This window comes from Rahnella sp. GSA61A (genome assembly GCF_019969905.1).
GTDB classification, from domain to species: Bacteria; Pseudomonadota; Gammaproteobacteria; order Enterobacterales; family Enterobacteriaceae; genus Rahnella; species Rahnella aceris.
Genome location: NZ_JAHXYO010000001.1, coordinates 285,502 through 300,081 on the forward strand (window position 1 = coordinate 285,502; position 14,580 = coordinate 300,081).

The 14,580-nt window shown below is 54.4% G+C and carries 8 protein-coding genes; 7 read left to right on the forward strand and 1 reads right to left on the reverse strand.

Annotated elements, in window-relative coordinates:
• Window positions 1–24 precede the first annotated feature (24 nt).
• The 3 genes from thiB to thiQ are packed head-to-tail and all read left to right on the forward strand — an operon-like array spanning window position 25 to window position 3,288.
• Window positions 25–1,008 (forward strand): thiamine ABC transporter substrate binding subunit, encoded by a 984-nt coding sequence (thiB, locus tag LC431_RS01275; protein WP_223509177.1) that lies wholly within the window; start codon window positions 25–27, stop codon window positions 1,006–1,008.
• Window positions 984–2,594, forward strand: coding sequence for a thiamine/thiamine pyrophosphate ABC transporter permease ThiP (gene thiP, locus LC431_RS01280; RefSeq protein ID WP_223509178.1), 1,611 nt, complete (start codon window positions 984–986; stop codon window positions 2,592–2,594). The genes thiB and thiP overlap by 25 nt, the downstream gene beginning before the upstream one ends.
• A complete protein-coding gene (gene thiQ, locus LC431_RS01285; protein ID WP_013577034.1) occupies window positions 2,578–3,288 on the forward strand; it encodes a thiamine ABC transporter ATP-binding protein ThiQ in 711 nt (236 codons plus the stop codon). The genes thiP and thiQ overlap by 17 nt, the downstream gene beginning before the upstream one ends.
• On the opposite strand, the gene LC431_RS01290 is transcribed toward thiQ, so the two are convergent.
• Window positions 3,278–4,045 (reverse strand): DedA family protein, encoded by a 768-nt coding sequence (locus LC431_RS01290; RefSeq protein WP_112150996.1) that lies wholly within the window; start codon window positions 4,043–4,045, stop codon window positions 3,278–3,280. The genes thiQ and LC431_RS01290 overlap by 11 nt on opposite strands.
• Before the next feature lie 238 nt (window positions 4,046–4,283).
• On the opposite strand from LC431_RS01290, the gene LC431_RS01295 reads away from it, so the two are divergent.
• The 4 genes from LC431_RS01295 to LC431_RS01310 all read left to right on the forward strand — a co-directional run bounded on the left by LC431_RS01295 (window position 4,284) and on the right by LC431_RS01310 (window position 14,549).
• Window positions 4,284–6,689, forward strand: coding sequence for a DNA polymerase II (locus LC431_RS01295; RefSeq protein ID WP_276524758.1), 2,406 nt, complete (start codon window positions 4,284–4,286; stop codon window positions 6,687–6,689).
• A gap of 211 nt (window positions 6,690–6,900) precedes the next feature.
• Entirely contained in the window at window positions 6,901–9,798 is a 2,898-nt protein-coding gene (rapA, locus tag LC431_RS01300; protein WP_112150998.1) for an RNA polymerase-associated protein RapA, read from the forward strand.
• Between the two features lie 66 nt (window positions 9,799–9,864).
• A complete protein-coding gene (rluA, locus tag LC431_RS01305) occupies window positions 9,865–10,566 on the forward strand; it encodes a bifunctional tRNA pseudouridine(32) synthase/23S rRNA pseudouridine(746) synthase RluA (protein WP_015690474.1) in 702 nt (233 codons plus the stop codon).
• A 206-nt stretch (window positions 10,567–10,772) separates the two neighbouring features.
• On the forward strand, window positions 10,773–14,549 hold the full coding sequence (locus LC431_RS01310; RefSeq protein ID WP_112150999.1) for a S6 family peptidase: 3,777 nt from the start codon (window positions 10,773–10,775) through the stop codon (window positions 14,547–14,549).
• Window positions 14,550–14,580 lie beyond the last annotated feature (31 nt).

Consider the following 14,580-nt stretch of genomic DNA (forward strand, 5'->3'; position numbering starts at 1 on the left):
CTTTCATTTTTTTGGAGCGCAAAGTTGAAAAAATTACTGTCCTGCCTGCTGTTACTTTCTGCACCTGCATTTGCGTCAAAACCTGTTTTGACGGTTTATACCTACGATTCTTTCTCTGCTGACTGGGGCCCCGGTCCCGCCATTAAAAAAGCCTTTGAAGCCCAATGCGGCTGCGAACTGAAATACGTGGCGCTGGAAGATGGCGTGTCTTTGCTCAACCGTCTGCGGATGGAAGGTAAAAACAGCAAAGCCGACATCGTGCTGGGGCTGGATAACAACCTGTTGCAGGCCGCTGAACAAACCGGTTTATTCGCCAAAGCACCGAAAACCAACGCCAGACTGACGGTGCCGGGCGGCTGGAATGACCGCACTTTCGTGCCTTACGATTACGGGTATTTCGCCTTCGTCTACGACAAAAATAAACTGAAGAATCCGCCAAAAAGCCTCGATGAGCTGATCAACAGCGACCAGAAATGGAAAGTGATTTATGAGGATCCACGCACCAGTACACCGGGTCTGGGCCTGATGCTGTGGATGCAAAAAGTCTACGGCGATAAAGCGCCGCAAGCGTGGGAAAAACTGGCGAAGAAAACTGTCACCGTCACTAAAGGCTGGAGCGAGGCTTACGGTTTATTCCTCAAAGGTGAAAGCGACCTGGTGCTGAGCTACACCACCTCTCCGGCATACCATATTGTCGAAGAGAAGAAAGATAACTACGCCGCAGCCGATTTTACCGAAGGGCATTACATGCAGGTCGAAGTGGCGGGCCAGCTGGCAAACAGCAAGCAACCGAAACTTGCTGAACAGTTCATGAAGTTCGTCACCACGGAAGATTTCCAGAAAGTGATCCCGACCGGCAACTGGATGTATCCGGTGGTGAATACCCCGCTGCCTGACGCTTTTAAACAACTGACGATTCCGGCCAAATCTCTGCAATACAGCGCACAGGATGTCGCTACTCATCGTTCACAATGGATCCAGGCATGGCAGAACGCCGTCAGCCATTGATCCCTCGCTGGCTGTTGCCGGGCGTCATCGCGTCACTGGCTATGTTGCTGGTGGCAGTACTGGCTTTAGGCTCTCTGTGGCGTCATGCGCCACAGATAAGCGGCGCATCGCTCTGGCACGATCCTTATCTCTGGCATGTGATCCGCTTTACTTTCTGGCAGGCGCTGCTTTCAGCGCTTTGCTCGGTGCTGCCCGCAATTTTGCTGGCACGTGCGCTGTTCCGCCGCCGTTTCCCCGGCCGTCAGCTGTTATTACGTTTATGTGCGATGACGCTGGTCTTGCCGGTTTTGGTGGCGGTGTTTGGCATTCTCAGTGTCTACGGAAGACAGGGCTGGCTGGCGCAAATTTGCGGCTGGCTGGGCATGGATTACCGTTTCTCGCCGTATGGTTTACAGGGCATTTTGCTGGCGCACGTCTTTTTCAATCTGCCGCTGGCAGCGCGGCTCTTAGTGCAGGCACTGGAAAATATCGCCGTTGAGCAGCGCCAGCTCGCCGCACAACTCGGCATGAATATCTGGCAGCAATTCCGCTTTGTGGAATGGCCTGCCATTCGCCGGCAGATATTCCCCGCCGCCGCCTTAATCTTTATGCTGTGTTTCGCCAGCTTCGCCACGGTGCTTTCACTGGGTGGCGGTCCGCAGGCAACGACCATTGAACTCGCCATTTATCAGGCGCTAAGTTACGACTACGATTTAAGCCGCGCCGCCACGCTGGCCCTGATCCAGCTGTTTTGTTGCCTGGCGCTGGTGTTGCTCAGTCAGAAACTCAGTCAGGCGTTGCCTGTGGGCCAAACGCATTCTCAGCGCTGGCGTAATCCTGATGATTCCTGGCTGCGGCGCATCGCCGATGCCGTACTGATTGGCCTGGCGTTGTTGCTGATCCTGCCGCCGTTACTCGCCGTCATTACCGATGGCATAAACCGGGCAGCGGTCGGTGTTTTGCAACAACCCGCGCTCTGGCAGGCATTATGGACATCCGTGTGTATCGCGCTCGGCAGCGGATTATTGTGTGTGCTGCTGACCATGATGCTGCTGTGGAGCAGCCGCGAACTGCGGTTACGCAAGAGAAATAGCTGGGCGCAGGCGATGGATCTGAGCGGCATGCTGATCCTCGCGATGCCGGGTATTGTGCTGGCGACCGGTTTCTTCCTGTTGCTCGGCGATACCACCGGTTTACCACAATCGCCGTGGCCGCTGGTGATCCTCACGAATGCGCTGATGGCCGTACCTTATGCATTAAAAGTGCTGGATAACCCGATGCGCGACGTGGCAGAACGCTACACGCTGCTGTGTCTTTCGCTGGATATGCATGGCTGGCAGCGGCTGCGCCGGGTTGAACTCAGCGCACTGAAACGCCCGATTGCACAGGCACTGGCTTTCGCCTGTGTACTTTCTCTGGGGGATTTCGGTGTGATTGCCTTGTTCGGCAACGAGAATTTCCGCACCCTGCCGTTTTATCTGTATCAGCAGATTGGTTCCTACCGCAGCCAGGACGGCGCGGTGACGGCGCTGTTATTACTGCTGCTATGCTTCCTGTTATTCACCCTGATTGAGAAACTGCCGGGCCGCCATGCTGACGCTGAATAAACTGACGTATTTGTACGAACATCTGCCGATGCGCTTCGATTTACAGATCGACGCCGGTGAACGTGTGGCAATCCTCGGCCCGAGCGGCGCCGGGAAAAGTACCCTGCTGAGTCTGGTCGCCGGTTTTCTGGCACCGGTCAGCGGGCAGATCCTGCTCAACGGCGCAGATCACAGCGTGACGCCACCGGCAAAACGTCCGGTGTCGATGTTGTTTCAGGAAAATAATCTGTTCTCGCATCTGACGGTGCGTCAGAACATGGGGCTGGGATTGCATCCGGGGCTGAAACTTACCGCGCAGCAGAAGCAGGAACTGGAAGAAATTGCCCGACAGGTCGGGCTGACTGAATGTCTGGACCGGCTGCCATCGCAACTTTCCGGTGGCCAGCGTCAGCGTGTCGCGCTCGCCCGTTGCCTGCTGCGCAGTCAGCCGGTTTTATTGCTCGATGAGCCCTTTTCAGCACTCGATCCGGCACTGCGCAGTGAGATGCTGACGTTGCTGGATAAGGTATGTGAGCAACGCCATCTCACGCTGCTGATGGTGTCGCACAATCTGGATGATGCGGCACGGATCGCGCCGCGCACGTTGCTGATCGTCGATGGCCGGATTTTTTACGACGGGCCGACGCAGGCACTGACCGACGGCAGTGCGCCGCAGGCCAGCGTGTTGGGGATAATGCCGGGGATCAGCGGGTGATCACTTGCCACAGCAAATGACCATAAACCGGCATCATCGGCTGTTCGCTTAACATCACCAGACTCACTGCGGTTGCGACCAGACTTAGCACACAGACGATGCGCAGACGCGCTAAGGGCAACCATTTTGTCATCGCATCAGGTGAAGCTTTGCCCGAACGGAACCAGCGCCACAGCAACCAGGCACTCAGCCAGATCAGCACCACGGCGGCAAACAGCATCCATTTGAAGACCGAGCTGTTGTGACTGGCCGGAATATCAATGGCCACGCCCGCCAGAATGCCCGGCAGGAAATACACCGGTGGCCAGGTGATGCAGCCAATAATATTCGGCGGTGCAAATTTGTAAGGCGGAAGGTTCAGCATACCGGCAACCATCGGCACCAGCGGGCGTGTTGGTCCGATGAAACGCCCGATAATCACCGTCGCAAAACTATGGCGATCCAGCGCATAACCGGTTTTATCCAGTAATAACTGGTAACGTTTGAGGAAGCGCCAGCGATGCAGCGGCTCCTTGAAACCGCGGCCAATGAAATACGAGGCCCAGTCGCCGAAGAAACATCCCAGCCCCGCCGCCAGCCAGGCTTCGTACAACCCCACCTGACCGCTGCCGATCAACGTCCCGAGCGTCGCCATCATGACGGTACCCGGCAGGATCAGGCCCACCAGCGCCAGCGACTCGAAGAAAGCCACCACCGCGACGATAATTAATGCCAAGCCCACCGACTGAGCGACCAGATGTTGTAGATAGGCTTCCATATCTTCCCAGAATTCAGTTGCGCCAATTGCGCAGATAAATGAGACAAGTGTGAGTTTTCTGCATTCTCATTGTAGTAAATACATCAATCGGCTGAATTGTCAGCGCATGAACTATCACAGTCAACCGGGTAATTGTATGCGTATTTGGCAGAAACCTGAGCCATAGACAAAGACTGTATAAATAACCATACTCTGTTCTGATTCCTTATCTGTTCATCTTTACCGTTCCGAGGCGCTTATCACTTCCACCTTTGTCCGTCCCGCTTCTGCTGCCACTGACACCCCGCCGCGTCAGGGATTTGTGCTGACCCGCCACTGGCGCGACGCGCCGCGCGGTACCGAGGTGGAATTGTGGCTGGCGACCGACGAAGGTCCGCAGAAAGTGCGCCTGCCTTTACAGGAATCGGTGGCGTTTATTCCGGCCGAACAACGCGCGGCGGCGGAGCGCATTCTCATTGATGAAAAAAATATCAGTCTGCGTCCGTTGCCGTTGCAGGATTTCCATTCCCGCGCCGTTCTTGGGCTTTACTGCCCGCAACACCGGCAGTTAATGCGGATTGAAAAATTGCTGAAAGAAAATGGCGTCAGTGTTTTCGAAGCGGATATCCGCCCGCCGGAACGCTTCCTGATGGAACGCTATATCACCGCACCGGTGTGGTTCAGCGGTAAACCGGGGCCGGACAAGCTGCTGATGGACACCAAAATGAAACCGGCGGAGGACTACCGCCCGCCGCTGAAACTGTGTTCTCTGGATATCGAAACCAGCGGCAACGGCGAGTTGTACTGCATCGGGCTGGAAGGCTGCGGGCAGCGCCACGTGTATATGCTCGGCCCGCCGAACGGCGATCCTAATGCTCAATTTGATTTCAACATGGTTTACGTCGACAGCCGCCCGCAGTTGCTGGAAAAACTCAATGAGTGGCTGGAAATCTATGATCCCGACGCCATTATCGGCTGGAGCGTAGTGCAGTTTGACCTGCGGGTTTTACAAAAACACGCTGACCGCTACAAAATCCCGCTGAAATTCGGGCGCGGCGGCGGTGAACTGGAATGGCGTGAACACGGTTTCAAACAGGGGCACTTTTTTGCTGCCGCTGCGGGTCGTCTGATCATCGACGGCATTGAAGCACTGAAATCGGCGTTCTGGAACTTCAACTCGTTCAGCCTGGAATTCGTCTCGCAAAGTTTATTAGGCGAAGGCAAAGCCAGCGATAATCCTTATCAGCGGCTGGCCGAAATCGAACAACGTTTTCGGGAAGATAAACCGGCGCTGGCACGCTATAACCTGAAAGACTGCGAACTGGTGACGCGTATTTTTGCCAAAACTGAACTGATGCCGTTTTTGCTGGAACGCGCCTCGGTCACCGGTCTGGCCGTGGATCGCAGCGGCGGTTCAGTGGCGGCCTTTACCCATCTTTATTTACCGCGCATGCACCGAGCCGGTTACGTCGCGCCCAATATGGGCGAATTGCAGGGCGAAATGAGTCCCGGCGGTTTTGTGATGGATTCGCGTCCCGGTTTGTACGATTCGGTGCTGGTGCTCGATTATAAAAGTCTGTACCCGTCGATTATCCGCACCTTCCTGATCGACCCGGTCGGACTGGTCGCCGGGCTGCAACAACCGGACGATGAACATTCGGTGCCGGGTTATCGCAACGCCCGCTTCTCGCGGGAAACACATTGCCTGCCGGAAATTGTCCGCCAGATCTGGATGGGGCGCGAAGAAGCCAAGAAGCAGAAAAACAAACCGCTCTCGCAGGCACTGAAAATCATCATGAACGCGTTTTACGGTGTGCTCGGTTCGAGCGGCTGCCGCTTCTTTGATCCGCGTCTGGCTTCTTCTATTACCCTGCGCGGGCACGACATTATGCGTCAGACCCGCGAACTGATTGAAGCCGAAGGTTATCAGGTGATTTACGGTGACACTGATTCCACCTTTGTCTGGCTGAATAAAGCCCATTCGCAGGAAGACGCCGACGTTATCGGCCGCCATCTTGTGGAGCGGGTTAATGCCTGGTGGAAAGCCCATCTGCAACAGGAATACGGGCTGGAAAGCGCACTCGAGCTGGAATTCGAAACCCATTATCAGCGTTTCCTGATGCCGACCATTCGTGGCTCGGAAACCGGCAGCAAAAAGCGCTATGCCGGGCTGGTGAATGACGCCGACGGTGAGCACATCGTTTATAAAGGGCTGGAAACTGTACGCACCGACTGGACGAAGCTGGCGCAGGAATTTCAGCAGGAGCTGTATCAACGCATATTCCACCGCCAGCCATATCAGGATTACGTGCGCGAATATGTCGCACGCACGCTCAGTGGCGAGTTTGATGACAAACTGGTGTACCGCAAACGCCTGCGGCGCAAACTGAGTGATTATGAAAAAAACGTGCCGCCGCATGTTCGCGCCGCGCGGCTGGCCGATGACTATAACGCGCTGCATGGCCGGGCAAAACAGTATCAGAATGGTGGCTGGATAAGCTACGTGATGACCACTTCCGGCCCGGAGCCGCTGGAAAACCGTCAGTCACCTGTCGATTACGATCACTACATCGAGCGTCAGCTCGAGCCGGTCGCCGATGGCATTTTACCTTTCCTTCACGATGACTTTGCTACACTGATTACAGGTCAGATGGGCTTATTTTAAACAAAAGAAGGCGCAGCTCTTGTGATTCACAGGTGACGAAACGCTTACCTTCCATTACCATAGCGCCCTTTCCCATTTCTGAATCATCCTCACACAGTGAATTACTCCGCGCCTCCGGGCGGGGAAAGAAAACTATTGCCCGTGAAACCTCTCGGGCTGAACAAGCATTGCGCAGTCGCCGTATACAGAGCACACAACACAGAGAGAAATTATGCCGTTTACATTAGGTCAACGCTGGATAAGCGATACGGAAAGCGAATTAGGATTAGGAACCGTAGTCGCGCTGGATGTGCGCATGGTCACCCTGCTTTTCCCCGCCACCGGTGAAAACCGTTTGTATGCCCGAAATGATTCCCCGATCACCCGCGTGATGTTCAACCCCGGTGATACCATCAGCTGTCACGAAGGCTGGCAGTTGCAGGTCGAAGAAGTTGTTGAAGACAAAGGTCTGTTGACCTATATCGGCACCCGTCTGGACACAGAAGAAACCGGCGTTGCCATGCGCGAAGTGCTGCTCGACAGCAAACTGACCTTCAGCAAACCGCAGGATCGTCTGTTCGCCGGTCAGATTGACCGTATGGACCGTTTTGCCCTGCGTTTCCGCGCCCGTAAATATCAGCGTGAACAGTTCCGTCTGGAATTCGGCGGTCTGCGCGGTATGCGTGCCAGCCTGATCCCACATCAGTTGCACATCGCTTATGAAGTCGGTCAGCGCCATGCGCCGCGCGTTTTACTCGCCGATGAAGTGGGTCTGGGCAAAACTATCGAAGCGGGCATGATTATTCATCAGCAACTGTTGTCCGGCCGTGCCGAACGCATACTGATCGTGGTGCCAGAAACCCTGCAACACCAGTGGCTGGTAGAAATGCTGCGCCGCTTCAATCTGCGCTTCTCTTTGTTTGACGACGATCGCTACGCTGAATCCATCCACGAAGCAACGAACCCGTTTGAAACTGAACAACTGGTGATCTGTTCCCTTGATTTCGTGCGCCGCAATAAATCCCGTCTCGAGCAGTTATCCGATGCGGCCTGGGATATGCTGGTGGTCGACGAGGCCCACCATCTGGTGTGGAGCGAAGACGCGCCGAGCCGCGAATATCAGGTTATCGAACAGCTTTCCCTGCAAATCCCGAGTGTTCTGCTGCTGACCGCTACGCCGGAGCAACTGGGACAGGAAAGCCACTTTGCGCGCCTGCGCCTGCTGGATCCGGACCGTTTCCACGATTACGAAGAATTCATCGAAGAACAACAGCAATATCAGCCGGTGGCTGATGCCGTGACCCTGTTACTCAACAAAGAACCGCTGACGCCGGAAGCGCTGGCGTTGCTGGGTGAAAGTGTCGGCAATGCCGATACCGATGCCCTGCTGACCGCCGCCAATAAAGGCGACGAAGCCGCAGCGAAACAGCTGGTTTCCATGCTGATGGACCGTCACGGTACCAGCCGCGTACTCTTCCGTAACACCCGTAATGGCGTGAAAGGTTTCCCTGAACGTCATCTGCATGCAGTGAAACTGCCGCTGCCGACGCAGTATCAGACCGCGATAAAAGTCTCGGGCATTATGGGCGCGAAGAAAACCGCCGAAGCCCGTGCGCACGACATGCTGTATCCGGAACAGATTTATCAGGAATTTGAAGGCGAGAACGCCACCTGGTGGAACTTTGATCCGCGCGTCGAATGGCTGCTCGGTTATCTGACCGCCAACCGCGACGAAAAAGTACTGGTGATCTGCGCTAAAGCCGCCACTGCATTGCAACTGGAACAGGTTCTGCGGGAGCGTGAAGCGATCCGTGCTGCTGTGTTCCACGAAGGTTTGTCGATCATCGAACGTGACCGCGCCGCCGCTTACTTTGCTTCCCAGGAAGAAGGCGCGCAGGTTCTGCTGTGTTCTGAAATCGGCTCCGAAGGCCGTAACTTCCAGTTTGCCAGCAAGATGGTGATGTTCGACCTGCCGTTCAACCCGGATCTGCTGGAACAGCGTATCGGGCGTCTGGATCGTATCGGCCAGCAAAACAATATCGACATCATGGTGCCATACCTCGAGCAGACCGCGCAGTCGGTACTGGTTCGCTGGTTCCATGAAGGTCTGGACGCATTCGAACATACCTGTCCGACTGGCCGCACCATTTACGACAGCGCTTATGAGCAACTGATTGCGTTCCTGGCGGCACCTGCCGCGCAGGAAGGTCTGGACGAGTTCATTCTTACATGTCGCGCCGAACATGACGCGCTGAAAGAGAAGCTGGAAAATGGCCGTGACCGCCTGCTGGAGATGCATTCCAACGGTGGCGAACGTGCTCAACAACTGGCGAAGGAAATCGGCGAGCAGGATAACGACGTTAACCTGGTCAACTTTGCGCTGAACCTGTTCGATATCGTCGGCATCAATCAGGAAGATCGCAGCGATAACCTGATCGTCCTGACGCCGTCTGATCACATGCTGGTGCCGGATTTCCCGGGTCTGCCGGAAGACGGTTGCACCGTGACCTTCGATCGTGAACAGGCGCTCTCGCGTGAAGATGCACAGTTTATCAGCTGGGAACATCCGATCGTGCGTAACGGTCTGGATCTGATCCTTTCCGGTGATACCGGCAGTTGTGCGGTATCGATCCTGAAAAACAAAGCGCTGCCGGTCGGTACCTTGCTGGCGGAACTGGTTTACGTGGTGGAATGTCAGGCGCCGAAGCATCTGCAACTGACCCGTTTCCTGCCACCGACACCGGTGCGTATGCTGATGGATCGTAAAGGCACCAATCTGGCGGCTCAGGTTGAATTTGAGAGTTTTAACCGTCAGTTGAATGCCATCAACCGTCACAACTCCAGTAAACTGGTGAATGCCGTGCAGCAGGATGTTCACGCCATGCTGCAACAGGCAGAAGCGGAAATTGCCGATCAGGCGCGCGCCCTGATTGAAGCAGCGAAAGTGGAAGCTGACGAGCAACTGACCAAAGAACTGGATCGTCTGAAAGCGCTGAAAGAAGTGAACCCGAACATTCGCGATGACGAACTGGAATCGGTAGACTCTAACCGTAAGCAGGTGCTGGCGAATCTGAACGATGCCAGCTGGCGTCTGGATGCGATCCGCCTGGTGGTGGTCAGCCATCAGTAAGCCCGACGGGATGCAGCCGGTCTGCATCCCTTATTTATTTCAACCTGAATGCAGACTGAAACCGCTATGAGCGAACATCAACCGACTATCCCTGAACCGTCGAAAACCCGGCCGCTGGAGAATTACAATCCGCCGACCGATCCCTGGTTACAGGTGATTTTTCAGGATGAACACATCATGGTGGTCAATAAGCCGAGCGGGCTGCTTTCCGTGCCGGGCAAGCTTGCCGAGCATCAGGACAGCCTGATGACGCGTATTCAGCAGGAATTTCCTGAGGCTGAGTCCGTCCATCGTCTGGATATGTCCACCAGCGGCGTGATCGTGGTGGCGCTGACTAAAGACGCTGAGCGTGAACTTAAACGCCAGTTCCGCGAACGCGAAACCAAGAAAGTGTATATCGCGCGGGTCTGGGGACGGGTTGAAGAAGATTACGGCATTATCGATTTGCCGCTGATTTGCGATTATCCTAACCGGCCGAAACAGAAGGTCTGTCACGAGACCGGCAAGAAAGCGCTGACGCAGTATGAAGTGATGTCATGGGATGATGACGGCACAACGCGGGTGAAACTGCGGCCGATTACCGGACGTTCGCACCAGTTGCGCGTGCACCTTCTGGCGCTCGGGCATCCGATTCTGGGCGATAAATTCTATGCCCATCCGCAGGCGCTGGCAGCGGCCGGTCGTTTGCAACTGCACGCACAGGAATTATCGTTTTATCATCCGATAACCGATGCGCCGCTGGTATTTAACTGCGAGCCGGATTTTTAACCATTCAAATAATACATTTTTCTTCAATCACTATTAAGTAATATGTATTACATTACCATCGTGTTGTTTTATCAGAATTTACCTTGCCAAAAAATATAATATCGGCTTCCTCACCTATTCCCTTCCCTGTTAATTCGCCCCGCACGCCTGATAACATCCCGCCCTATTTATTCAAATTTAATTATTCACCCTTCAGGGAAGACGACATGAAATGGAAACCAAAGCTGCTCAGCAGCCTGATTGCATTGGCGCTTTTTGATGCCGATGCCGGTATCATGCGTGAAGATGTTGCGGTTCAGGACTACCGCGACTTCGCAGAGAATCTGGGCAAATACACCGTCGGTGAAGAAAACATCGAAGTCTTTAAGATGGATGGTACGTCCGCAGGCATCCTGAATTTCCCTATGCCCGATTTCGGCGCAATTAACAGCTTAGGTTTTGCGACAGTCATCGCCCCCTCTTATGTCGTCAGCGTTGCTCACAATGGCGGTTATACCGCTGTCGATTTCGGTAATAAAGCAAAATATAAAACTTCCTATAAATTAATTAACCGAAATATTGACCCTCAATATCTCACCTGGAATAAAGATTTCCATGTTCCACGTTTAAATAAAGTCGTGACCGATGCCGCGCCGGTACCCACCGTGGATACTCAGGATGTGCGTAAGAACCGAGAACGCTATGTTTATTTCGCGCGAGCCGGTGCCGGAACACAATATCAGGTCGACCCCGTCACTAAAAAACCCGTTTATATTACCGGCGCTTACGAATGGAAAAGCGGCGGCACCGTGGTCAACCCAATCTTTGAACCGTCAAGATTACGCTGGGTTAACTACGGGCCGCCTGATGCACGTGCTCAGCCATTCAGTTCAGCGATACAAGCAGGCGACAGCGGAAGTCCGTTGTATGTTTATGATAACGTAGATAAAGAATGGAAAATCTTCGGTGTTTCCCCATGGGGAGGCACAGGAAAAACAGGATATGAATACACCAGTTATACGCTGGATATGCAGCTCAATTTTATGAACAAAGTGATTGCTGCTAATACCGATCCTGATGTGACCGACGTGGCAGCAGATGGCGATATTCATTGGACTGCGGCCAATATTACGCAAGGCGAAAACAGCTGGCAGTGGCACGGTGTTGATAAGCAACTCCCTTCGCAGGCCAGCAATGAAGAACTCGATGCCTCAAAAGATCTGCGCTTTGCCGGTGATGGCGGCCTGATCGTACTTGATAGCGCCGTCAATCATGGTGCCGCAAAACTGCAATTCTCGAACGATTACCGGGTGGTGTCGGCTGAAGGTGCGAACAGCACCTGGGTGGGCGGCGGGATCGAAGTCGATGCGGATAAAACCGTTGACTGGGAAGTGAACGGTTTAGCCGGAGATACTTTACATAAAATCGGCGAAGGTACGCTGTACGTCAATGCCGTGGGGAATAATGGCGGCGCGCTGAATGTCGGCGACGGGCTGGTGGTGTTAGCCCAGCAGGCCAATGAAGCCGGGGAGCAAAAAGCCTTCTCCAAAGTCACCATTGTCAGCGGTCGACCGACCGTGCAGATCGGCGGCGAAAACCAGATTACCGGCAGCGACATTTACTTTGGTTATCGCGGCGGCAATCTTGATCTCAATGGCTATGACATGGCTTTCAGCAGCATCAATCACAGTGATTCCGGTGCGGCCATTATTAACGGCAATGCAGACCAGCTCAGCACCCTGACGCTGAACAACAGCAGTAACCAGACCTTCGTCGGCCATCTCGGCAGTCAGGAAACGGCGTCGAATTTAAACGTCGATTATGCAGCGGACTCTTCCGCAGGCTTCTGGGAACTGGCGGGCGGTGCTGACCTGAATCAGCTCTCCGTGCAAAATGGCATTCTGAGACTGGCGGGTCGCCCGACTCCGCACGCCGGTAATGTAGTGTTCAGTGACGACTGGATTGATGAAACCTATACGATAAACAATGTGGATGTGGCCAGCCGTGCCACCCTGCGCGTTAACGAGCACGCCACACTGGATGCCAACGTGAAGCTCAACGAGCTGGCAAACATGATGCTGAACAGTAAATCGCATCTGAGCGGCAAGGTGGAACTGGCTTCCGGCAGTATGATTTCTGTTGATCAGACAGACAGTAAAACCACCAGCACCGACGGCAATAATGACGTGGTGATTGACGCCACTATTTCCGGTAACGGAACCCTGAAGAAAATGGCGCCGGGCGCGCTGTACATCAACAGCGAGAATACGTTCACCGGTGCCACCAATATTTACAGCGGCGCGCTGATCCTCAACGGCTCCCTTGCGTCCACCGTCACGATGGAGAAAAACACGGTGCTGGCCGGTAACAACACCGTCGCCGATCTGATCCTGAAAGATGATGTGCAGCTTCTGCCACACTGGCCAGCCGAAAACGAAAGCGAGAGCGATACATTTGTCGCGGCCACGCAAACCGTTAACGGCACAATGGCGGCGGGCAGCAATAATCTGCTCAGCCTGCGCACGCATTTCGATCCGGCTTTCACACAAACCGACAAGCTGCTGATCAACGGCGACATGGTTTCCTCTGCACCGGTGAGTGTTCAAGTCACACCGTCAGGGGCGGGTTTCTTCACCGATACGGATAATGATGGCGCGGCGGATAATCAGGAAGGCGTGTCGCTGATCCAGGTGGCCGGTAAGGCAACCAAAGACAGCTTCAGACTGGCGGGGGAATACGTGGCGCGCGGCGCTTACGCCTATAACCTGTATGCCTTCGCACCGGGCCGCAGCTCTGAAGAACAGCGTGAAGTGGCAGGCAGCGGCGATCAGTTCTGGGATTACCGTCTGCAAAACAACATGCTGACCGAAGGCGACAATACGGTACCGGTCGATAACACGCCGGTTCCGCCAGTACCGACGCCGGATGATGAAGACGATGGCGAGGACGACGATACACCGGTTCCTGAACCAACGCCGGATGAAGGTGATGACACGCCGGTCCCGCCGGCACCGACGCCAGATGACGATGATAGCGGAAAAAATACGCGTCCGGCCGTTACGCCGCAGGTGCCTTCTTATCTGTCTTTACCTTCCGCCCTGCTGAGCTACAACAGTCGCGTGAGTGAAACCTTCCGCAATCAGGTTCTGGCACAGGATGATAAGAAACAGAATCTCTTCTTCCAGTATCTCAACGGAGAAGACAACTATCATTCAGCACTCGGCTTTATGGATTATGGCTACGACTACACGCAGAAAGAAGAAGGCTGGCTATTGGGTGCCAAAGTGATGCAACTGGGTAACGACACCCACTCGCTGGCACTCAGCCTTGGCCTTTCCAGCGCTAATCTGGATGTCACGCCGGATGCCGCCGACGGCAACAGCAAAACGCAATACACCACCTGGGGACTCTCTTCACTGCTGTCGTATCAGTATGTCAGCGGTTTAACGGTGGATGTAGCTTCGGACGTCGCCATCTATGACGGCAATGTATCGACTGACCTACGCGGCAGTGACGTGGCGGATATCAGTGCGACCTCCTTCGGTGGCTCTGTGGATGTGGGATATAAAATCCAGGCGGGCAATCATGTGCTGACACCATTAGTTGGATTTGGTATTCAGCGCCTGCAAGTCGATGATTTTACGGATATTGATAATACGAAGGTTCATTATGACGATATCACCCGTCAGACTGCCCGCTTAGGGATGCGTTACCGCTACGACTGGGATACCGCAAATGCTGGTAAATGGGCGATTACGGCGAATACATTGTTCATTACAGATCTCAGAGACGATGCGTCAGTGGACATCGGAGTCACCTACAGCGACGTCAGCAACAGCTTCCACAGCGGTGCTGCAGGCAGTTCCGGGATGCTAGACCTGGGGATTATCAGCAATCCGATGCCGAATGTGTCACTGAATACCGGTGTACAGTATCAGCACAGGCTGGAAGATGAAGGGGTAGATTATTGGCAGGCTGTGGCAGGGGTGACGTTTAAGTTCTGACACCTGACACAAGGCTGTGTCCCACAAAGCA